Origin of the sequence: Bradyrhizobium sp. 41S5 (assembly GCF_011516665.3) — a bacterium.
Lineage (GTDB): Bacteria > Pseudomonadota > Alphaproteobacteria > Rhizobiales > Xanthobacteraceae > Bradyrhizobium > Bradyrhizobium quebecense.
The window spans coordinates 1,538,215-1,560,338 of the sequence record NZ_CP083721.1 but is presented as its reverse complement, the minus strand read 5'-3'; the positions used below and the strand labels follow the sequence as shown (position 1 = coordinate 1,560,338).

Genomic DNA, 22,124 nt, shown 5'->3' with positions numbered 1-22,124 from the left:
CCCACAAACTACCAAGGCTCGGGTAAGGCATATTATCGCCGCGGCTTCCATCTCCAACGACGCGCTTTGCGCGCCTCGATGGTCGGCCATCAAAGACCTTTGCTCTTCAGCCGCGAGCTGACTGCGTCTTCCTCGAAGGGCTTGACGCAAAACCATCAAAAATAAGGGCGGCTCGGCGGAGGCTTGATCGTGTCGGTGCGGACCGAACGGCGAGCTCCTGCTCATCGTGGGCCGAGGAACTCGGATCGTAGGCTCAGCGGGGACCCCTCAGTTCCATGCGCGCCAGAGGGCCTTCATCCGATCCCAGGCTTCCGTCGCTGGCACATCGTCGGCGGGCTGATAGGCCGCGCCGTGGCGATGGATCCCTGGACGCTCCCAAACACGGTACCGGTACAGCTTCTCGATGTTGCTTCGGTAAATTGCGTCGACCGCGGCATGGCTCGCTGGCTCATCCGCGATCCAAAGATTTTTCGGATGGATCGACCGGTTATACATGGTACGAAATAGCTCTGTTCTGAGGTCCTTTAGCCAGTTGCTGTTGAGGTTCATCGCGCGAAACTGGCGCAGCGCCTCGATGTCGATCACGGCGCAGGTCATGGTATTCGCTGCTGACGCGGAATACGACACTATGTTGCCCCGGTAGTCCACGATGTGACTGTTGCCGCCGGCGATGTCGATTGCGTGCTGCGAATTGGGACTCAAATACACCGGGCCGATGTTGGGGCATAGCATAAAGACGGAGTTGAACTCCGCATGCGCGCGGTTCTGGATCATCCAGGAGCCTCCTCCCGGATAGCTGCTGCCGGTCATCGGCATCGCCTCCGACGGGCGGTAGACGACCTCCGCGCCGTTGAAAGCGAGCGCGCGCACCGCCTCTGGATATTCGCCGTCCGAGCAACAGATGGTCCCGAGATTGCCGATGTCCGTGGTCCGAAGCACCGGAAAGAATGCCTCAACGCTATCGCCGAAGCATTCGACCCAGCGGTCGTACACATCATGCGGCGTACAGCTTCGCTCCCGGCACCAGACGTGGTTCTTGGCAGCCTTGTGCACCACATCGCCGGTCGGCGAAATGACGAACAGCGTATTGAAGAAGCGATCGCGCATGACCTCGGGCCATCTCGCCTTGCATTGCGCAACGATATAGACGCCATAGTGCCGGGCAAGACCTGCCAGATGCTCCGTTTCCTCGCCGGGAACATCGATGAACAGCTCACGCGCGGCGATGGCGTGCGGGATATCGAAGATTTCATCGGTAAAGCCGGTCAATGCGCCCTCCGCAAGTGCGACGAGCTTGACTGGCATGTTGATGCCGCAGACTGAGATCGCGGCGTGAACGGCCTCTTCAATGTTCGCGAGATTTCTCCGGATGTGATGGCGCGCCGCAATACCCGTCACGATGGTCGACAGGCCGATCGCCAGATAGGGCGCCACCGTACGATCGACGGCGCCCCCAATCGTGACGGCCTCCTCGCCGTTTGGGTCAGTCATTTCCACCGAAGCTCCCTGTCTTGAGAGAGAGAGCTAGCAGGACCTCCGCCGGGCGGCCATCACCCGCAAGGATGACGATCAGGGTCGCGCGAAGGGTTTCACCGCCGGGCCAGATAGAGCTTGTTGATCAGTTCGGTACGCGATCCAACACCGGTCTTCTGAAAGATTCGCTTCAAATGCGTCTTCACGGTGGGCAATTCGATCCCGAGCTTGCGGCAAATGAGCTTGTTGCTGTCGCCCGCCGCCACCATCGCCGTGATCTCGGCCTCCCGCGGCGTAAGCTTCAAGCGTCCCCCGTCCAGCGGCGCGGCGTCCGGCAAAAGCGAAAGTGACAGGTCGATCAGCGGCAGCCCGGACTCGATCGAGCGGATGTCGCGGCATGTGAACGCTCCCAGATCGCCGGTCCGCAGCAACGACATCCCGGCGACCATCCGATCTCGTTGCCAGAAATAGATCTCCGCCTGATACGGCGTGTTCTGCGGCAACAGAAAGTTATCGACGTAGCTTCGGCAGCCGCTATCCCGCAGCTTCGCGGTGCCATCCAGAGCAGCGACCCGCCCACGTTCCGCGCGCCAACGGCGCGGATGAAGCGGATCGCAACGATGAAATTCCTCACGATAGGCCCTGAGCCAGGCCGAATCCAGCGACCGCAGTTGCTGGTGGTCCGCATTGGCTTCGGCATCGACCCAATAGAAACAGCTGCTCGAGATCGGCATCGTCCGCTCGAAGAAGCTGAGCGCTTCAACGAGCACGCGCGCGAGGTTGATCAGGGACGGCAGAACAGCGCCGCACTTCGGCGCATCGAACTGCTCACACGATCCACGCCCGGTTATGTGAGCAGCCCGACCGCCCGCCGCCGCGATATGCGATCGCCAAGCGCCGCGCTCCATGATCGTCACTCCGAAGGATGATTGGCAACCATGAGGCACGACGTCAGCCTTGTCAAAGGTCTCGCGCAGTCGGGATCTTGCAAGTGTGGAGAGAGACATGTCGAACGATCAACCAACGGAATTTCTGCTGCACGGCGGCCGGGTGCAGACCTGCGATTTTCAATCGCCGCCTCAGGAAGCCATCCTGGTCCGCGGCGGAAGAGTTGCCGCCGTCGGCGCGCTCGGCGATTTGGAAAGGATGGTCAAGGCAAGCACTCCACGCGTCGACGTTAAAGGGGCAACGATCCTCCCCGGATTTGTCGACACCCATCCGCACGCCATGCACTTCGCTGCCTTGAAGGTGGCAGCGATCGATCTGAGCGACGCACAGTCGCATGATGACATCGTCTCGCGCATCCGTGCCCGAGCCGCGGTGACGCCGCCCGGCGAATGGATATTCTGCACTCCGGTCGGGGAAGCTCACTACTTTATTCGCCGCTCCTATCGCGACCTGCCGGAGGGGACACTTCCCAATCGCTGGCGCCTCGATGAGGCGACCGACAAGCATCCGTTGATCATTCAGGCCTATGCGCCAAAGCAACCCAACATCGTCGCGCTCAACAGCCTGGCGCTGAGCCAACTCGGCATTTCCGAGGTGCTGCCGGAGCGCGTTTGCGACGTCTGGATCGATCGCGACTCCGAGGACCGCGTCAGTGGAATCCTGCGTGGCGCGGTGACCAACTACTATACGCGTGACCCGTTCTGGCTTCAGATCCTGAGCAAACTTCCAGCGCCGCCGCCTGCAATCTGGCCGATCGCCGGCCAAGCGGGGATGGCGGAGATGAACAGCATCGGCGTGACGAGCATTTTCGAGATTCACGCGATGAATGCGGCGCAGCTCGCTGCGTATCAGACACTTCGCCGCGAAGGCAAGATGACGTGCCGCGTGCTGGCTGGACTGGATGTCGCCGACACGGCATTCGACATCCACTACCAGCCATCGGACATCCAGCTTCGTGACGTCATCGACTTCATGAGCAAGGCAGCCGACCTGACCGACGACTGGTTACGCACCGAAGGCGTGCTGCTCTGCCGAACCGGCCCCTGCAATCCCGGCTTTCTGCGGATGTATGAGCCGATCAAGGCGCCCTACGGCGGCACGACCTACGGGCTGGAATTCTTGCCGCGCCGGGTCGAGGAAACGGTGGTGCGCCACTGTGCAGAGACCGGCGTGCGACTGAGCGCCTTGCTCGCAACCCCTCCCGATTTCGACGACTTCTTTGCCACCATCGCCAAGCTCGGCGTGCAGGAGAGCGTCGCGCGCCAACACTGGATCGTCCAGCATGCACTTCTGGTGAACGAAAACAGCGCGCGCAACATGGCTAGGCACGGCATGTGCTGTACCACCAGCAAGGGGTTTCACTGGGGCAAAGGTGATTTGTATTGCGAGCGGATCGGCGATCACGCGCTGCCGGACCTGATTCCGATGCGGCGGCTGCTCGATCACGGAATCAAGGTCGGCGGCGGGACCGATTGGGGGCCCAAGAGCGTGCTCGAGCAGATCAAGCTTGCCGAAACCTGTGAATTCGCCGGGTCGAACCGCAGGAACCAACATCGCTCCCAACCGGTCACCCGTTCGGAGGCGATCCGAATGTTCACCAAGGACGCCGCCGATATTCTGGGCTGGAAGGGGATCGGCTCCATCGAGGTCGGCGGATATGCCGACTTTGCAATCATGGATGCCGATCCATTCGACGTGCCGGTCGACGATCTGCCCAAGATCCAGGTCCTTCAGACCATCGTTGGCGGACGAACCGTGTTTTCGGCCGGATCACAAATCGGTTAGCCGAACATCAGACCGCCAGAGCATTGGCTGACGCCCTGGCGGCCCGCATCATGCGGCGATGCAAATTCCTTGATCCGAACAGTAATCCTGTCGGAGCAGGCTGTTTGTGGTCGTCACTGCATGCGCGCGTCACCTGCGAGGCGGATGAGGGCAATCTTGTTGCATACGCCAAGCTTGCCGTAGATCTCGCGGAGGTGATGGCGGATCGTGTACGGAGAGCAACCGAGCCGCATGGCGATCTGCTTGTAGGATAGACCTTCGCGATACCAGCCAACGATTTCGGCCTCGCGCGGCGAGAGGCGGTCGAGCGCACTGCGCCGGCGAACCTGGAGCAAGATTAGGTCGCCTTGGCGGCGTAACAGGACGGTCAGCTGATCGCCTTCGTAATCGCAGCCCCCTGCAATGGACGAGCGCAGCGCAGCGGGCAGTTCATGCCCGCTCCAACTGGGCCATTCGCTGCGCATCAAGGCGGAGAAAGCGGCGTCGCTGACATGCAGCACGCCGTATCTGTCGGCGACGGCAAAGCCCTTGCGGGATCCATCCGTGCCGGCACGCACACCTTCGAAATGATGCATCCGGTTCGCATGCCACGCGGCGGCGACATGGGGCATGATGATTTCTTGCAGGCAGCGATCGTCGTGATCGAATGGCAGCTCATCGAACGGTCGATAGAGCGACAGAAACGTCAGTAGCCTGGGTACGGGGGCGACCACAGCAATGGAAGTGGCGCTGCCGATTCCAAACCGCTCACCCATGGCCATGAATTCATTGTGATTCATGTCCACGGTCCTGATGCTCGATGCTACGCCTGGCCTCGCAATGACACGTGCCGCCAGCTCGTCCTTGTGCTTGACGGTCTCCCACTCACGGACAAACTCGCCGGGCAACTCATCAACAAAGGTGCTGTGCAGTGTCAGGGGACCTTCCGACGGTGCACGCAACATGCCCCAATAGGCCGAGCAGAACGGCAACTCGACGCGCAGCCGCGACAGTGTCGCCTGTTGGAAACGGTCGAACGAATGCGTGCGTGACATCGCATAGAGATCGAGCAGGAAGGCGCTCGCGCGGCGGGCCAGGCTGCCGTCGCGCGAGCGTGACGAAATCATGTCGGCCGCGCCGTTGCGCACCCGCGCCCGTCGGCGAGACTTTACAGGCACGGACGTTGACGCGACGTTCGACATGCACTGCCTCCGACCTCGCTGCAGGATATTCTTCTACCAAAACTGGTCGAAGAGTAGTGCGCTCCAGATCACGTTTTCAATGTGAAACACGGTTCTCGACAACAGGATTTTCCTTCGCAAGGAGATTTCGGGAGGTGCACTTCGGAACGTGCGCGCCGCCGGGAACCTGCCTACGCTGCAACGTGAACGCCCGGGCGGCGGCCGGCCCACGGCAACGATTGCTCGAGCTGTGCGGCGAGGCGCAGAAGGATGTCTTCGGCACCGAAACGCGCAACGAATTGCATGCCGACCGGGAGGCCCTTTGCATCGATGGCGAGCGGCAGGCTGATCGCCGGCTGGCCAGTCATGTTGTAGAGCGCCGTGAATGGAGCATACCGGAACAGGTGCTCGTACCACCCCTTTGCGCCGAGCTTCGGATCGTCGGCATTGGTGAAGCCGAGCGGCAGTGCGGCACCGGTGGCCGTCGGCGTCAAGAGCACATCGTAGTCATTGAAGAACGGTGCGACGGCACGGCAGACGGTGTTGGCGAGCATGTCGGCCAGCTCGACATCGGTCAGCTTCAACGACGCGCCGTATTCGTAGCACGCGAGCGTCGTGGCCTCGAGCGTCTCGCGCGACGGCTTGCGACCGTTCGACTGGGCGATCCCGAGCACGCCGGCCGCAAGAAACCCGCACCAATAGGTCATGTTCGCGGTGTGGAACGTGGTCTCGTCGAAGGCTGGAGAGGTCTCGGTGACGTAGTGGCCCAGGGATTCGAGGTGGCGAACGACCCGCATCACCTCGCCGCAGATATCGTCGTCGATCGTGGCGTCCATCATGCCCGACAGCGAGACCGCCACACGCAGCCGCCCCACCGGCGCGCCGACCTCCTCCGCGTAGCGCCGCAGGGGCGGCGCGATCACGAATGGATCACCGACGCCCGGCCCCTGCACCGCATCCAGCATGGACGCGCAGTCGCGGACAGTGCGTGAGACCACATGCTCGGCCCCAAGCCCGTGCAACGCCTGACCAACCTCGGGGCCCGGCGGCGTGCGTCCGCGCGTCGGCTTCAGCCCCACCAGCCCGCAACAGGCGGCCGGAATGCGGATTGACCCACCGCCGTCGTTGGCATGCGCGATCGGCACGATGCCCGCGGCGACGGCTGCGGCTGAACCGCCGCTCGAGCCGCCCGGCGATCGGCCCGTATCCCAGGGATTGCGCGTGGGACCATGAAGCACCGGCTCGGTGGTGCTGCAGAACCCGAATTCCGGCGTGTTGGTGCGACCGAGCGTCACGACGCCCGCGGCCTTGAAGCGCTGCATCAGGTCGGTGTCATGGGGCGAGACGAAGCTGCCCGCGACCAGCCGGCTGCCCATGTCGCAAGCCACGCCTTCGGCGTGCAGCGCGAGATCCTTGATCAGGAAGGGAACGCCGAAGAACGGAGCGTTGCGGTCTCCGGCCTGCGCGCGCGGCTCTATCCTGCCGATCACGGCATTCAGGGTGGGATTGACGGCGTCGATGGCCTTCTGGGCGGTCTCGACCACCTCGCCAGCGCTCACCTCGCCGCTCCGTACCAACGCGGCAAGGCCCAATCCGTCATAACGTGCGTATTCGTCGAGTTTCATCCCGGTCTCCAAATTTTGTGCGTCCAAATCCGAACTAAGGGAACAGGTCTGGTAGCGGCGCGCTATCGGTCAGATGTTCCACCCGGATTGCGACTGCCAACGCAAGCCGTCGATCGCATCAGCGGTACGCTTGGCGGCTGCGCTGCACAGCGCGCCGCCTGCGATGCCGTGCTTTTCATCCGCCCCGCACTCCTCGACGGGACGCCGGAGATCGGCACCATTTTCTGGAGCGGGTATCTCAATGAGAACCCGGTTCTGCTCGATCTCTATCGTGCCATATCGATCTGGACCTGAATCGCGCCCCGTTTTCAGGACCGAGATGCGGTTGAGCGTCACCTTATGAGCGACCTGCTCACGGATCGGAGCCCCGGTCCAACGCAGCAGCTTGGTCCTCAAATCAGCTCACCAGACAGTTGCGTTTGCATTGACAAAGGTTCGAAAAGTTCGGCATTCTCAGCATCATTTAATTGCATTTACAAGTATATTCGGTATGTTGCGACTTTGAAATCGAACAAGACCGGACGACGGGATGCCAAAGGAAAAACCAGTTCGCGGCGTGCGCGCCGTTGATGCTGCCAGCGCAATCAAAGCGCTGCCGCCACTCGATGAGCTCGACGACAGTCCGCCGCAATCGCCGCCGGCGCCGGTCGCACACAGCCACATCTTCTTCTGGGTTACTCAGATCATGGGTCGGCGCGACCGGCTGCTGGCCCGCGAATTCCGGGCCCTCGGCGTGCGGGTGCCAGAATGGCGCGTCGTGCTCGCGGTGCATGTGCGGCCGGGGATCACCATGACCGAGGTCGCCGAATACGCCACCATCGATCCGACCACGCTTTCACGCTCCATGGAGCAGATGATCCGCGCGGGCTGGATCGAACGCACGGCCGACGACCAGGACATGCGCATCTTGCGCCTGAATCTGACCAACAAGGGCAAAGAACTATTCGACAAGCTCTGGCCGATCGCCGACCGAATCAACCGAATCGCTTGCCAGGATCTGCCCGAAGGTGCGGCGCAGTTGATGTGCCTCGGTCTCGGAACAATCCACCGTGGCCTTGCGCGCGCAACCGATCTCAGCGAGGTGGGCGATGAAGTCGCGACGGCCCTGGCGATCGAATAATGGATGCAAGCGTTGTCACAACTCCGGCCGGCGAGTTCCGCGGGCTACAGCACGGCGTCGTGCGATCGTTCCTCGGAATTCCCTACGCCCATGCACCGACCGGCGCGCGGCGGTGGCTTGCACCAGAACCGATCGGTGCGTGGAACGGCGTGCGCAATGCTGACGCCTTCGGCCCCGCGAGCCCGCAGCCGGCACTGCCGCCGGAGCTCACCATTTCACCGGAGCGTGCGACCACAACCAGCGAGGACTGTCTCTATCTCAACGTCTGGGCGCCAGCGCCCCCGCAAGCTACGGCGCCGGTCATGGTCTGGATCCACGGCGGCGGCTTCTTCACCGGCTCGGGAAGCGAAAGCGGGTATGACGGCGCGCATTTTGCCGAGCGCGGTGTCGTACTGGTTACGCTCAACTATCGGCTTGGACCGTTCGGCTTTCTCGCCCATCCGGAACTTGCGGCGACCGACCCGACGCGGACCACCAACAACTACGGTCTGCTCGACCAGCTCTGCGCGCTGCAGTGGGTCAAGACCAATATCGCGTTGTTCGGTGGCGATCCAAATAACGTCACGATCTTTGGCGAGTCCGCGGGCGCCGCAGCGGTACGTTGTCTGATGGAGATGCCGGCCGCACGCGGGCTGTTCCACCGCGCCATCTTGCAGAGCGGCGGTTTCGGGTCGTCGGCGCTCGGCGAGACCGCCGAGCCGACGTTGGAAGCGAAGCTGCGCGTCGGCCTTGCATATCAGAAGGCGCTTGGAGCGCGGTCGTTGGCCGAGATGCGGGATATACCCGCTGGCAAGCTGATCGACACCATGGCATTCAAGTTCCGCGAGACCGACCGCGGCCTGCGCTGGTGGCCGACGCCGACCGCGCTGCTGCCGCGCAGCGATACCAGCGACATCTCGGCTGGCATCGCCGATGTACCGGTGCTGCTGGGCACGAATGCCAACGAAGGTATTTTCTTCGCGAACGCTTTCGGCACAGCGCGTTTGAACTATTTCGGCATGTCGCTCGGGATCCTCGGCCTCAGCGCCCGCAAGCTGTTTCGCGAAAACTCACCACTGTCCCGCACAGGGGCGCGCGAAGGCATGCGCAACTTGATTGCCGACTTCTTCTTCGTCGAGCGCGCTTATCAGATGGCTGCGCAGTTGAGCGCGCTGGGGCGACGGTGCTACGTCTATCATTTCGGCCGGGTGGCGCCCAAGAACCGCGCTGCGCACCGCCGTGCCAATCACACCTACGAGATCCCCTACGTGTTCGGCCTGCCGCCGGACGATGATGGTTATGACGCGGTCGACGCGGCCGTGTCACGGGCCATGCAGGATTACTGGATCAGCTTTGCCCGCAACGGCGACCCCAACGTCGGCGGCGCCCCGCACTGGCCGGCGTTCGCCGACGACGATATGTCAGTGATGCACTTCGGCGATAGGCCCAACGTTGGCCCCTACCCGAGGTCGATGGTGTTTGACCTGTTGCGACGGCGACGCGCAGCCACGACGTGATTCACTTTCGCGGCTCAGGAGCGTGGCAGCGCCGCGATATGCGCCTCGCTGCGGCCAAGCAGCACCCGCCCTAAAGAGGGCGGCACTAGAGAGGAGGCCTCCCCAGCGGCGGCGATGATGATCGCATGGCGCAGCGCGTCCGAGCCGAGAGACCGAGCTCGAACAAATTGGTCACCAGCAGCATGAAAGCGGCAGCCATCGCCCGCTGCTCGAGCGTAGCGAAGTGCTGCACCGTCCGACAGATGCAATTCGGCACTCATGCCCGAATGAGGATCGAAAGATCTGCCGGTCGAGGAAATTGAGGCACGAAGCCGGCATCGGCAGCGCCAGGCCCCCCCCAGTCGGTCGCGAGAAACGTCTTCATTGACGATGGCTCCTGTTCTCGTGACATGCCTGCCTCAGGACTCCTCGCCGTCACGCCACGGGCGGAAGAAAATCGACCTCATGCTGTGCTGAGAGCGCGACGATTGCGTCGGGATCGGTGAGATTGTCGAGCCCTCTGAACAGGTCGAACAGCCGGCGCGACGGAGACACCCAGACCACGACCTTGGCGACGCCAGGAGACTTGCTGAAGATGCCATGGGGAAGTCCCATCAGTAGACGAACGAGATCTCCGGTTGCCGTTCCTACCTCGATACCATCGAGCAGGACGTCGAGCGGGCCCTGGAGCAAATAGAGATACTCGTCCTGGGTTGGATGAATGTGCGGCGGCACGAAGGTTCCGGGCGGCAGCGTCGCATGCCACGCAAAGCAGCGGTCCGTGAACTGCTTAGGGACATATGTCTGCCCGAGGATGTTCCAGGAAATGGCGCCGAGGCCGGAATTGCCAGGCGTTATGCTGGTCGCCTCGGAGATCATGTTGATGTGCTAAGGCGATGAAGGGATGATACCGGCGCAGCCGCGATAGTTCGCGGCATTGCGCCAGGCGACGAGGTCTATTTGCGGATGAGCGGCAGGTGCGTCGGAACTGCACTCTCTTCAGGCGCCCACAGGCGGAAGCTGAGTTGTGCATACACTGTGTAGCCTTTCGAGATCGCAGCGGTATCCACTCCCGGAGGACCAGCTGTTCCGCCTGACGTCACAGCGGACACCCGGTCGAGCGCCCACACCGTGAAGTTCGCAGGGCCGAAGTCGTAGCCAACCAAGCCGCCAACGGCCCAGACGTCATATTTGTTCGAGTTGATGGCGCCCTTGTAGAACGCGCTGGACGTGTCGTTGGTCACCTGTCCGACGTAGAAGGCGACACCACCAACGGTCCAACGCTCGATCGTCTTGGTGGCAGTGAACTCGGCGTGCATGATGTCGCCGGTGCGATAGTCCGTGATTGAATTCTTGGTGTTGAACTCACGCGACACGTTGGCGGTGAAGTTCCACCCATCCTTCAGGTAGGACACGATGAACTCTGGCTGAAACGTCCACCACGGATTGCCGATGCCGCCAAGACCGTTGGCGCCTGAGATGTTGCCATTCGGGGCGTAGAAGCCGAAGCCCGTCTTGACGAAGAAGCCGCTGTCGCCGAGCTTCCAGCTCAGTTCGGCCGGTACGAAATAGGTATTGTGAAAGCCGACCGGGTGCGCGTCGACGGGGTTGCCGACATCGACCGCGAACCAGGGCTGTACGACGACCGCATCATAGGTCGCGCCAAGAAACGTCCAGCCCGGCACCCACAACAGCCCGGTGGCTGCGCCCGAGACGTGGACTGGCGTCGCGCTACCGTTGATGTTCGGCGCGCCCGGACCAACGATGCTGCCTACCGTCACGCCGACCTGATTGAACATGTAGACACCCGGCGGCGGCGCGCCGGCAGTTGCCCCGCCCACCGTGACGCCTGGTAGCGAAGCGTATCCTGAGTAGCCGAATTCGTAGGCACTCACCGGGGTCGCGGCCATGATTCCCGCGACGGCGATTCCGATCTTCCCTGTTCTCATAGCCCCCTCCTCGTTTGTTTCTGCGCTGCCATCGTGCGATGGACACGGTCAGCGACCGCCCATTGCTGAACACGCAAGACGATGAAAGGCGGTCGACGACATTATTTCAATTATAAAACATCTCGGGGATCGATAATGATGGTCGAGTGTTTCAGTGCGGCGACAGGGATCTCACGCATTGTATCTCGCATCCATCGCGCGCCCGTTGTGCGCGCCGCTAGAGCACGCGTGCCTGCATTGCGAAGCTGGAGATCACCACCTGCTGCAGGTCGGCGGGCAGGGCTCGGTCGCCGGTTTTGAACTGCACACCGGGATTGGGATAGCCGATGAAGTCAATGCCAGCGCGCTCGCATGCCAGTCGTATCTTCTCGACCGTGTCGGACTGCACGTTCACCGCGCACTTCGAGCCCTCAAGCCGACGCACTGTCGAGATGGCGACGCCGGACTGGACGGCGAGCTCGTACTGCTCCCAACCCAACAGCGCGCGTGCCGCGCGAATCTGACGCGTGATGACGATCATGCTGCGACCTCTCTGCCGGACGCGCGTTGTCTTTTGCTGCCCCCTAGCAGCGCCGCCACGGTCGCGGCGGGGGCATCCGCCGTGCTGACCGGGCGGCGCCAGCCTCTCGCGCCTAGAGCACACCCCGCGCGTCAACCGGCCAGATGTCGACGACTGTGTCACCATCGAGCACATGGAAATAGTCGTGCAGGTTGATGGTCGGATCGCAGTGCGACACCTCGATGTCCACCAAATCTCCCACGGTCGGCCGCGGGGCTCCCTCTGCGAGAGCGATCAGGCCGAACTCGTCGCCAAAGAAATCGTACGCCGCTCCGGGCCACTGCCCAGACCGCACGCGGGGCAAGGGCCCGTCGGTCGACAAACTCTTGAAGCCCGCATTGATGCTGACGTGATGCGGCTGGTTGGCGCTGACCACTGAGGTGCGCAGGTACAATGCAAAGCGGTACGGGTTGGCGCGGTCGGGAAACAGCTCGACCACATCATAGTCGACGTCCATCAGCGCATAGGAGCCGGCCTGGCTCTCGGTATAGAGCCCGTGCTCGACGTCGATGGCGAAGGTGCCGGTGCCGCCACCGCTGACGACCGGCGGGCGGAGCGCCGCGGCCTCCAGCGCCGCTAGCGTTTGCCGTAGCCGCTCGATCTGCTTGAGATAGACGGCACGGCGTTCAGTGTAACTGAGGATGTGCTGCACGCGGCCCGAATAGGCTTGCAGCCCCGCATAGGTCAGCGCCGACGAGCCGTGCAGCCGCCGTGCGAGCTCGACAGCGGCGCTGATCGACGCCGCGCCGGTGCGCCCCATGCCGAGATCGAGGTCGACGAACGCCGGCAGCAGGCGCTCGGCACCCGTAAGCGCGGCTTCCCATTCAACGATGTTTTCGGCAGTGTCGAATATCAGCGTGATGTCAGCCCCCCTGCGATGCAGCGTCGCCAACGTTTCTATATGGGCACGTTGGACGATCGGCGTCGTGACCAGGAGGCCAGGCAAGCCGGCTCGCGAATAGGCAATCGCCTCTCGCCCCGTGGTCGCGCAGATGCCGACCGCGCCGGCGGCGATCTGCTCGCGGGCAATGACGCTGCACTTGTGGGTCTTGCCGTGCGGACGCAGCGCCATGCCGGCATCCCGGCATTGCCGCGTCATGCGATGGAGATTCTCGCGCATCGCAGCGAGATCGATGACAAGCGCCGGAGTCACGAGCTGCAACGCGCCGCCCGGCACGCCGATCAGATCGGCATTGATACTTTGCCGCGGTTCCTGCGGCGAACTGAAATTTGTCATCACCACACCTTCTTCTTCGCAGGCGTGAGTGAGCAGGCGCCAGTCTCGGTGATCAAGATCTGGTCTTCGACCACGCCGCAGCCGAAGTCGTGGATCACGATCATCGGCTCAAGCGCGAACACGTGCCCCGCTTGCAATACAGCATCGCTCCTCCAGTGCAGGCTCGGCAGCTCGGCGATGTTGGTGCCGATGCCATGGCCGAAGCCACTCGGCCAGTAATGTTCGCCAAGGCCGGCGTCCTCGGCGATACCCTGGGCGATATTCTGCAATTCGGCGATGACGGCGCCCGGCTTGGCCGCGGCGACCACCGCTTCGAACATGTCGAGGCCGCATTGCAGCACCTTGCGCTGCCGCGCACCAACTACACCCGCGCACATCGTACGCGCAGTGTCGGTGAAGTAGCCCTGCAGATGGACGCCCATGTCGAGGAACACCATGTCGCCGTCCTCGAGCTTGCGCGCAGTCGGAAAGAGGTGCTTCAACCCCGAGCGCGGCCCGGTGGCGACCATGCAGTGTCCCACCCAGTCGGCGAGTCCGGCCATGGCGCGGTGCGCCGCGGCCGACAATTCGAGCTCGGTCACCCCGGGCCGGACAAGATCCATCGCCGCTTCGAGACCGGCGGCGGTCGCTCGTCCCGCCCGCTCGATGAGGGCGATTTCGCGCGGCGATTTGATCTGCTTTGCCGACCAGTATGGCAGCTGGGCCGAGGAAAACGTGGCGGCGGGACAACGCTCGCGAATCTCATGAAGGATCACGCCGGGGAAGAACCGTTCGCCGACGAGACCGATGCGCGCGGCGGTGAGTTTGCGCTCAGCGAGGACGTCGCAGACATGACGGCCAATACCGAGCGGGTCCTTGACCGTCCCCGGCAGGTGGCCGGGGCGAACATCGCGGATCCAGGTGTGGTGCACGAAGGAATGCATCGGCGCCGAGTGCAGGATCGAATCCGTCGTCAGCGTCAGCGGCCCGTCGCTTGGCAACACGACGACGGTATTGCCGATTTGCGACGGGAAGTTCGAGATCCAGCGCACATCGCCATTGAGCCAGCCAGGTCCGCCGTGGATCAGGATTACATCGAGACCTGCCTGCCCCATCGCCTGCCGAACCCGGGCGACCCGTGCATCATATTCCTCGCTGGGAAACGGAATATCGAGCCAAGCCTTGCGGCTTTCCCAGTCGTAGGGAATCCGATCGAAGCTCATGTCGATCTTGGTGAATTCGCGACCCAAAGTGGTCCTCCTCTGATATCGATCCGGCGACGCGCTGCACTCTAGGCCGCGCGCATCGATTGACGCCGCAACACACGGCCGGGGCGCGCGCCGGTCGAGGCGCCGTCGCGCCACACCGGCACCCCGTTGACCAGCACGAGCTCGATTCCGTGCGCCGTCTGCACCGGCTGCTCGAAGGTCGCCGCGTCGATCACGGTGTCCGGATCGAACAACACGAGATCGGCAAAGGCACCGCACTTCACCGCGCCGCGGTCGGCGAAGCCGAACGTTGCCGCGGGCAAGCCAGTCATGCGCCGCACCGCCTCCTCGAGATCGAACAGCTTCTCGTCGCGGACGTAGTGGCCGAGCACGCGCGGGAAGGTACCCCACAGCCGCGGATGCGGATGCATGTCATTAGGCAGGCCGTCGGAGCCGATCATCGCGCGGTGATGGGAGACAACACGGCGCACGTCCGCCTCGTCCATCAGGAAGTACACCGCGCCGCCCGGTTGCAGCCGGCTCGCCGCCTCCTTGTCATCGCAGCCCCATTCCCGCGCGATCGCGGCGATGTCACGCCCCTTCATTTCCGGAAATGGCTTTGACCACGTCACCGTAACGCGACTACACAGGCTCAGATAGTCGGGCGTCAGCCAACTCGACGCCGCGGTGTACGGATAAGCGTCGAACCCGACCTCGTGGGTTTCGTTGGCCTTGTCGAGCAGCGCCAGCGTCTCGCGCGAACGGCCGAAATTCTTCATGCCGGCAACCTTGTGATGGGAGATCACCACCGGTGCGCCGGCGACGCTACCGACCGTGATGGCTTCCTGGAGCGAGGTTACGACGCCATCGGTCTCGTCTCGGACATGGGACGTGTAGATGCCGCCGGCCTCAGCGGCGACGCGCGCGAGCTCCGTCGTCTCCGCGATCGTGGCGGCCTGGCTTGGCGGATAGAACACACCACTTGAGAACCCGATCGCGCCCGCCGCCATCGCCTCGCGCAGGCGCTCGCGCATCACGGCGAGTTCGTCAGCATTTGCCTCGCGATTGAGGTCTCTCATCGCACCGACCCGCAGCGTCGAATGTCCGACCAGGCTCGCGGTATTGACCGCGGGTGGCCACGCCATGAGGCGATCGAGATAGGCCGCCATGGTTGGAAAAGCAAAGTCCTTCGCTTCCCCGAGGGTCGAGACCGGCGGCGGCGGCAGACTGTCCACGACGAGCGGCGCGAGGCTGACGCCGCAATTGCCGTTCACGACACTGGTCACCCCCTGGGAGACCTTGATCTCCATGCCGGGCGTCGCCAGCACGGCATTATCATCATGACTGTGGGTGTCGATGAAGCCCGGCGCCAGCACCCGGCCTCGCGCCTCAACCACCTCGCGCGCCGCTACGCCGGCGAGATCGCCGATGGCGACGATGCGATCGCTCTTCACCGCGACGTCCGCGACAAATCGCGGCGCACCGCTGCCATCGATCACCGTCGCCTCGCGAAAGACCAGATCGCACGTCGTTTCGCTTGTCGCCATCGCGCCTCACTCCATCGATCAATTGATGAAGAGGCTAGCCAATTTAACTTGCATTTGCAAGTTATATCTGTTGACCTAGGCAGCATCGACAGATTTTATCGACCAAATAAAGGGAAAGTGCGGCGGACCGCACTTTTTCGCCCCAGTAAATCCACTTGCAATTGCAATCGATATCAGATTCATGCGCCAGCGCAGCATGGGCTGACTATCCATCAGCCCCTGCCAATCAGCCTCCAAAGATGATCAGTCCGCTGGCTGGCTGGAGAGCCGCGACAATATCCGTTCAACTGCGATTCACGAGTCGCGATCGTAACCGCCAAGCAGACGGGTGGAGACGAAGACGACTGCGCAATCCTTCGCCAGCAGCAGCGAAGGTATCAACCTGAAAAGTGCGAGTACACGCTGTGGGGATGGAATCAACTTACCTATGTATCGTATCTTTCAACACTTCATTGACCAGCTTTCGGACGCCAAAGTTCAAGCAGATTTTTCAGAGGCGATGGCAGTCACGGCTTCTGCCCTTGACTTGTCTTGCTTTGCATACTTGGCACTACCCCAGCGGTCCGGCGGCAAGCCACGCCTCATATCAACGTACCCTGAACGTTGGACTTCGCACTATATCCGGAGCCGCTATGAGCAAATTGACCCGGTTATCGTACAAGCGCTCCAGGACACCGAGCCGTTTCGTTGGGGAAATGGCTGCCCACAAAGGTACAGTTCACGGGCGCAACGGCAGCTCTTCGACGAAGCCGCTCAGTTTGGCATCAGGCTAGGTTTCACTGTACCGATCCATGACGGACACGGCCCAGTTGCCGCCGTGACCTTTGCGGCGGACCAACGAGATGCGCCCTTCGAAAGCTGTATCAAGTCAAACGCTCGAGTTCTTCAGCTTATGGCAATGTTTTTCCACTCGCACATTCGGCGTAAACTCGCAAATGACCTCAGAGTCGACGGAATATCCTTGTCCCCACGCGAGCTCGAATGCTTAGAGTGGGCTGCCCACGGTAAGAGCGCCTGGGAGATCGGACGTATTCTGGGAATTTCGCATCATACCGCCGCCTCTTACCTGAACAACGCGAGAGAAAAATTGGGTGTGCGGACCATTATCCAGGCTGTGCTGCGCGTCGCGGCTGCCAAACGAGAACAGCAAAAATAGGACAGGCCCCTCCCACAACGAGGGGTGATGTCTTAGGTGCGACTTTGCTTCAAGCATTCATGACAACCGTGGAGGATGTCATGATTCAACTCATCACAGAGCCGTGGTACGGTGACTTTTCTCACACATTGATCGCAATGTACCAGCTGCGGCATCGCGTGTTCAAAGTCCGTATGGACTGGGACGTTCAGATCAGCGGCGATATGGAGACCGACGAATTCGACGCACTACATCCGGCATATTTGACCCAGGTATCCAGCAACGGTCAGGTGCAGGGCTGCGTTCGACTCTTGCCTACCCACGGGCCGACGATGCTTCGCGAGACATTTCCCGCGCTTCTTGAAGGTCAGCCGGCACCATCAAGCTCCCAGATATGGGAAAGTAGCCGGTTTGCAATTGACGTCGCACCTGACGCGCCAAAAGGGGAGCATGGTGTGGCACGCGCGACTTATGAGCTATTTGCAGGCATGGTCGAGTTTGGACTTTCGCGTCAACTGACTGATATTGTTACTGTCACGGATGCCCGCATGGAAAGGATCTTGCGACGCGCCGGCTGGCCCCTGCGTCGTGTGGGCGCTCCCTCCAAGATTGGGAGTACCGTAGCCGTCGCAGGCTACCTCGCGACTTCGGCCGAGATCCTTGCAAGGCTCCGAGAAGCTGGCGGACTTTGTGGTCCGGTTCTGTGGGAGCCGGTCCTGCTTGCCGCGTAAGGCATGCACACGACCTAACCCGTGCGTGCAATCCACATGCCTCCTGCCACGAGCCGCGCTGATCGGTCTGTTGGCGGGCTGCCAATGACAGACATTCCAAGCGCCGACGATCAACCCCGCATGATGCGAATCCCCGTCATAGGCTTGCGGCAGCTGCGATTTGCGTTGGTCGTCGGCGACTGCGGGAGCTTTCGACGCGCCGCAGGCATCCTTTCGGTGAAACATTCAGCACTAAGCCGCGCAGTCAGCCAGCTCGAAGGCTCGATTGGAACCGCTATATTTGAGCGGTCAAGGGGAGGCGTAACGCCGACCCGAGCCGGTCGAGTCGTATTGCAAATTGCACGACTGATCATGGAGCATGTCGATGCGTTGGTGGAAACAGGACGTCGTGATGGCCGGGGAGAGGTCGGCAGCATTTCGATCGGCTTTTGCACCTCGCTGTCCGCGGGACATCTGCGCGCCACTCTGGTGGATTTCAAGAAGCGCTTTCCACAGATTGGACCGGCAACGGTCGAACGATCGCCGCTTCGCTTGATGGCTGCCCTTGGCAACGGAACAATCGACGCCGCTATCAGCCTTGGCGGCCGGCTATCTCCTGGTAACAGGGCGCTCCCGCTGTGGAGCGAGCGCGTTCTGATTTCACTGCCTGAGGATCATGCCTTGGCTGCGCGGGAGGTCGTCTACTGGACGGACCTTCGCGACCAAACTGTTCTCCTGAGCCAACACGACCACAGCCACGAACTGGAGAATCTTCTGATATCGAAGCTCACGCTTCCGGAAGACAGACCCAGGATCGAACGACACGACGTCAGTCGGGGCACCCTTAGAAGCCTGGTCAGCATGGGACTAGGTGTCGGGCTGGTGCTGGAATCGGATACTGGAGCGAGCTTCGCCGGCTTGGTGTACCGAGAGCTGCAGGACGGAACGGGACCAAGCCGGTTGGACTGCTATGCGCATTGGCGCAACGACAATGAAAATCCCGCTCTGAAGCGCTTCCTTACCCTGTTAGCAGAACGCTATCCCTCGCCTCCGCCGGTTCTTGGGGAATGATTGGTTCGTCTCGCCTTTGCAAATCCGCGGTCCGTGGCCATAAAGCGCGCCAACATCGGAGCGATCAGCTTCGCCGGATCGACACGCTGCCCACTTTCGCGGGCCAAGGCCTCTGCATAGGCGACGAGATCCCGATGCACTGATGCTGGGAGCTCAGTGGTGACCTTGACCGGCTTGTCGTCAGGCAGTGCTCCTATTCTGAGCTTGGACATCCCCCTATCCTCCTCCATACGGCGCAAGTATGAGGTCGCGATTGACGACAACGCGAACCGGGAAACCAGGTCGCACGGTCAGCGTGGGCTGGATGTTGAGACTGCGCCGAACCACTTGCTGTCCGGTCTGGTTCAGTGAGTCCGAGGCGCCGTGCCGCAATGCTTGGATGATGGCGCTGTCGCTGCTGTTGGTGTCCGAGCCGGCTCCCAGTTCGGTCCCGACAGCCAGAAACGTCGAAAGTGCCGCAGCCCTGAATAGCTCACCCCAGTGATTGTCGACCTGGTCTTCGAGGCCGGCATACCCGGCGGTGTCAGCGCCAGGCTGCCGCTCGAGAACGATAGAACGTCCATTGGGCATGATCAGCCGCGTCCAGACGAGCAGGACGCGGGACTGACCAAAAGTGACCTGGCTATCATAGATGCCGATCAGGCGCGCTCCCTGAGGCACAAGCAGAAGGCGGCCGGTCGGTGTATCATACACGTTCTCCGTTACCTGCGCCGTGATCTGGCCTGGGAGGTCTGATCTGATCCCCGTAATCAGGGCGCCCGGAATGATCGTCCCAGCCTGCACGATATACGGCGAAGCGAGCCCGGTGACGCGGTCAGGACTGACCGTGCGACGGTCCACAGCGGCGTTCACGAAGGCAAGCTTGCGGTCCTGGCCGTTCTGCGCAGATCCATCGTCGCCGGTGCTCGTTGCGTTCGGTGGCACGACGCGGTCGCTTCCAACCGCCGCAGCGGTGGGCGGACGCACTTCTCGTCCATCGGTCGCAGCGAACAAACGGCTCATGCGGGCTGCCTCGGTCTCTTGATCTCGGCGTTGCTGTTCCGGATCACTGCCGATCGTCGGCGACTGGCCTTGAGCGGCAAGGATCGGTCGACCGAGGTCCCCAGGGAGCGGCGGACCAAGCTGCGGGATTGGCTGGCGCGGAACGCCAGCATAGTCCTTCGGCAGCGCCGTAATGCCATCGGCAACATTATGATGATCGGTACTGTAAAGCTCATCGGCCGCCCGGTTTCGGGGACGATTGTTCTGCAGCGACCACAACACAGTTCCACCGATGACGAGCAATGCAACGGCGCTCCCTCCGGCCAAGACTTTCCGGGACAATCGTGTCACACGCAGATGCTCTGCTCTCAGGCGGAAGCTCCCCGACCTGTCCTCTTGTGTCGCGGGCGGGACAGATTGCTCGTGATCGTTTCCATTCCCGCTATTCATGACGACGGCCTCCCGTCGGTTCTGACAATCCTGACCTTCTGCTGGTGCTCCCCGCCGAGCCGGAGTTCGGCGGCTGCAAACAGCCGATCGACGATCAACACATTGCCGTAGGCGCGATAGTTGACGAGTTCGGTCTTGCCGTCTGGGCCGATGACGAAGAGTGGAGGCATCTCACCTTGCACGATGCCTTGCGGGAATTCGACATAGACCTTGCGGCCATCGTCATATACGGCGAGCGGTCGCCAGGGTGGACTGTCCCCTTCGATGGCGTAGCGGGAGATACGCTGCGCCGGATCCGGAAGAAGGGGTTTCAGAGCGATTGAACGGGATCGTTCTCGCGTTGTTTCCGGATAGTACCAGGCAACGGATGGCATGTATGGCCGCTCGCGGGAGCGGAGCTCGATCAGGTAGGTGCGCCGGTCGGTATTGACGACAAGATTGGTCTCGATCGATGCGCGGGTCGGCTTGACCAGGATATGGACACGACGCATGTCGCCGCTCCCACTCTCGGTATCGCCCACGACCCAGCGGACGGTATCTCCGGCTGCGATGGGCCCTGATCCCGTCAACTGCTCTCCCTCCTCGAGCGCAATATCCGTGATCTGCCCCGGTGCCGCGTAAATCTGATAGAGCGCCCCGGGACTGTAAGCGTAGATTTGCGCTGCGTTAAAATACCCTCGCTTGCGCGGCTCAACACGGGCTGCGCTGTTTGCTGTCTCAACGCGGTTCACCGGTTCAGGCTCTTCCTTTCCTCCCGATTTGCCGCCGAGAGCCGGCTTCCAGAGGGGTGGAACGTGAAGCGGTCGCGACCTGTTGTCGAGAGCCACTGGCGGCGCCGGCAACGGAGGGACTTCAGCGTCATAACTGATCTCCGGCGGAATGTAGGCCGCGCATCCACCAAGCATCGACGAGCTAAGCAGCAGAGCGTGCAGAAGTGCGCCCTTCGAGCAGACGAACTTGGGTTGGGCCGGATTGCGCCTGCCTTGGGTGACGCGATGCTTCGAATGAACGTCAGACAGCGTCTTGGTCACTGACTCAACTCCTTTGACCAGTTGATGGCGCGGACATAGACGCCTAGGGGATTCTTACGCAGGCGTTCGGCATCGCGCGGCGTCTCGATCACAATCGTGAGGATTGCAGTCCAACGTTCGGTCGAACTCAGCGAGCCGTTGTCGTAACTGCGTTGAGTCCATGCGACCCGAAAGCTTTCCGACGACGCGCGAATGACGCTCGAGACGTCGACGGAGATTTGCGCCCTACCCAGCTTGGCAAAGGGGTCATTGTTGCGCGCGTAATCATTGAGCGCAGCGGCGCCGCGATCGGTCGTAAAATCATAGGCCCGGAGCCAGTTTTGGCGCAGAACGATGCCGTCGGCCGGCAGACCTCTGACATCCTCGATAAAGCGCGCCAGATGGTAGGCGATCTGCGCATCAGTCGGTTGATAGTCGATGTTGGCCGGCGCAACCCGTTGGGCCTGGCCGAGATGATCGACTTCGACCACCCAGGGCGTGATGGATCCCTGGCTCGATTGCCAGGCAAGGCTACCTGCGAGACCGGCTGACAGCATGAGGCAGCCGAACGCCATCCGGCGCCAGTTCTTGGCTTGCACGCGCGCCGATCCAATGCGCTCGTCCCAAACCTGCGCTGCTTTCTGATATGGTGTAATCGGCTCGGGCATGCGCCCGTAGTGAACTGATGGTCGTTTGAACATC

Annotated in this window: 21 protein-coding genes; 6 read left to right on the top strand and 15 right to left on the bottom strand. The window is 62.1% G+C overall.

The annotated features are described in order from the left end of the window. Positions 1-267: 267 nt before the first annotated feature. Both HAP47_RS07270 and HAP47_RS07265 read right to left on the bottom strand, forming a co-directional pair. On the bottom strand, positions 268-1,491 hold the full coding sequence (locus HAP47_RS07270) for a nitrilase-related carbon-nitrogen hydrolase (RefSeq protein WP_173638835.1): 1,224 nt from the start codon (positions 1,489-1,491) through the stop codon (positions 268-270). Positions 1,492-1,589: 98 nt separating this feature from the next. Then, positions 1,590-2,381: a helix-turn-helix transcriptional regulator gene (locus HAP47_RS07265; RefSeq protein ID WP_173638836.1), complete on the bottom strand. Its 792-nt coding sequence runs from the start codon at positions 2,379-2,381 to the stop codon at positions 1,590-1,592. Between the two features lie 49 nt (positions 2,382-2,430). On the opposite strand from HAP47_RS07265, the gene HAP47_RS07260 reads away from it, so the two are divergent. Beyond that, a complete protein-coding gene (locus HAP47_RS07260; RefSeq protein ID WP_173638837.1) occupies positions 2,431-4,206 on the top strand; it encodes an amidohydrolase in 1,776 nt (591 codons plus the stop codon). 113 nt (positions 4,207-4,319) lie between these two features. On the opposite strand, the gene HAP47_RS07255 is transcribed toward HAP47_RS07260, so the two are convergent. The 3 genes from HAP47_RS07255 to HAP47_RS07245 form a co-directional block, all read right to left on the bottom strand. After that, on the bottom strand, positions 4,320-5,387 hold the full coding sequence (locus tag HAP47_RS07255) for a helix-turn-helix transcriptional regulator (protein WP_173638838.1): 1,068 nt from the start codon (positions 5,385-5,387) through the stop codon (positions 4,320-4,322). Positions 5,388-5,557: 170 nt separating this feature from the next. Continuing rightward, positions 5,558-6,991, bottom strand: a complete 1,434-nt coding sequence (locus HAP47_RS07250) for an amidase (protein ID WP_173638839.1) — start codon at positions 6,989-6,991, stop codon at positions 5,558-5,560. Between the two features lie 69 nt (positions 6,992-7,060). Further along, a complete protein-coding gene (locus HAP47_RS07245; protein ID WP_173638840.1) occupies positions 7,061-7,387 on the bottom strand; it encodes a hypothetical protein in 327 nt (108 codons plus the stop codon). Positions 7,388-7,520: 133 nt separating this feature from the next. Between HAP47_RS07245 and HAP47_RS07240 the strand changes: the two genes are divergently transcribed. Together HAP47_RS07240 and HAP47_RS07235 are read left to right on the top strand one after the other, a co-directional pair. Beyond that, positions 7,521-8,111: a MarR family winged helix-turn-helix transcriptional regulator gene (locus HAP47_RS07240; protein WP_173638841.1), complete on the top strand. Its 591-nt coding sequence runs from the start codon at positions 7,521-7,523 to the stop codon at positions 8,109-8,111. Beyond that, complete coding sequence (locus tag HAP47_RS07235; RefSeq protein ID WP_173638842.1) at positions 8,111-9,607, top strand: carboxylesterase/lipase family protein; 1,497 nt, start codon at positions 8,111-8,113, stop codon at positions 9,605-9,607. The genes HAP47_RS07240 and HAP47_RS07235 overlap by 1 nt, the downstream gene beginning before the upstream one ends. Positions 9,608-10,021: 414 nt before the next feature. Here the strand turns inward: HAP47_RS07235 and HAP47_RS07230 are convergent, their stop codons facing one another. From HAP47_RS07230 to HAP47_RS07205, 6 genes are all read right to left on the bottom strand, one after another. Continuing rightward, positions 10,022-10,465, bottom strand: coding sequence for a cupin domain-containing protein (locus tag HAP47_RS07230; RefSeq protein WP_173638843.1), 444 nt, complete (start codon positions 10,463-10,465; stop codon positions 10,022-10,024). A gap of 77 nt (positions 10,466-10,542) precedes the next feature. Continuing rightward, positions 10,543-11,535: a SphA family protein gene (locus HAP47_RS07225; protein WP_173638844.1), complete on the bottom strand. Its 993-nt coding sequence runs from the start codon at positions 11,533-11,535 to the stop codon at positions 10,543-10,545. A 217-nt stretch (positions 11,536-11,752) separates the two neighbouring features. After that, positions 11,753-12,055: a helix-turn-helix domain-containing protein gene (locus HAP47_RS07220; protein ID WP_173638845.1), complete on the bottom strand. Its 303-nt coding sequence runs from the start codon at positions 12,053-12,055 to the stop codon at positions 11,753-11,755. A 112-nt stretch (positions 12,056-12,167) separates the two neighbouring features. After that, on the bottom strand, positions 12,168-13,331 hold the full coding sequence (locus tag HAP47_RS07215; RefSeq protein ID WP_173638846.1) for a DSD1 family PLP-dependent enzyme: 1,164 nt from the start codon (positions 13,329-13,331) through the stop codon (positions 12,168-12,170). Beyond that, entirely contained in the window at positions 13,331-14,560 is a 1,230-nt protein-coding gene (locus HAP47_RS07210; RefSeq protein WP_173638847.1) for a M24 family metallopeptidase, read from the bottom strand. The genes HAP47_RS07215 and HAP47_RS07210 overlap by 1 nt, the downstream gene beginning before the upstream one ends. 41 nt (positions 14,561-14,601) lie before the next feature. Next, on the bottom strand, positions 14,602-16,065 hold the full coding sequence (locus HAP47_RS07205; RefSeq protein ID WP_173638848.1) for an N-acyl-D-amino-acid deacylase family protein: 1,464 nt from the start codon (positions 16,063-16,065) through the stop codon (positions 14,602-14,604). 427 nt (positions 16,066-16,492) lie between these two features. Between HAP47_RS07205 and HAP47_RS07200 the strand changes: the two genes are divergently transcribed. From HAP47_RS07200 to HAP47_RS07190, 3 genes are all read left to right on the top strand, one after another. Next, on the top strand, positions 16,493-17,221 hold the full coding sequence (locus HAP47_RS07200) for a LuxR family transcriptional regulator (protein WP_173640612.1): 729 nt from the start codon (positions 16,493-16,495) through the stop codon (positions 17,219-17,221). Positions 17,222-17,301: 80 nt separating this feature from the next. Further along, complete coding sequence (locus HAP47_RS07195) at positions 17,302-17,931, top strand: acyl-homoserine-lactone synthase (RefSeq protein WP_173638849.1); 630 nt, start codon at positions 17,302-17,304, stop codon at positions 17,929-17,931. 84 nt (positions 17,932-18,015) lie between these two features. Continuing rightward, positions 18,016-18,981: a LysR family transcriptional regulator gene (locus HAP47_RS07190; RefSeq protein ID WP_173638850.1), complete on the top strand. Its 966-nt coding sequence runs from the start codon at positions 18,016-18,018 to the stop codon at positions 18,979-18,981. On the opposite strand, the gene HAP47_RS07185 is transcribed toward HAP47_RS07190, so the two are convergent. From HAP47_RS07185 to trbF, 4 genes are read right to left on the bottom strand one after another with little or no spacing between them, the layout of a single operon-like run. Continuing rightward, positions 18,948-19,193 (bottom strand): DUF2274 domain-containing protein, encoded by a 246-nt coding sequence (locus HAP47_RS07185; protein ID WP_173638851.1) that lies wholly within the window; start codon positions 19,191-19,193, stop codon positions 18,948-18,950. The genes HAP47_RS07190 and HAP47_RS07185 overlap by 34 nt on opposite strands. Before the next feature lie 4 nt (positions 19,194-19,197). Then, positions 19,198-20,412 (bottom strand): TrbI/VirB10 family protein, encoded by a 1,215-nt coding sequence (locus tag HAP47_RS07180; RefSeq protein ID WP_173638852.1) that lies wholly within the window; start codon positions 20,410-20,412, stop codon positions 19,198-19,200. Further along, positions 20,409-21,443: a P-type conjugative transfer protein TrbG gene (trbG, locus tag HAP47_RS07175; protein ID WP_173638853.1), complete on the bottom strand. Its 1,035-nt coding sequence runs from the start codon at positions 21,441-21,443 to the stop codon at positions 20,409-20,411. Before trbG ends, HAP47_RS07180 begins: the two co-directional genes overlap by 4 nt. Continuing rightward, on the bottom strand, positions 21,440-22,123 hold the full coding sequence (trbF, locus tag HAP47_RS07170) for a conjugal transfer protein TrbF (RefSeq protein WP_176396230.1): 684 nt from the start codon (positions 22,121-22,123) through the stop codon (positions 21,440-21,442). Before trbF ends, trbG begins: the two co-directional genes overlap by 4 nt. Position 22,124 lies beyond the last annotated feature (1 nt).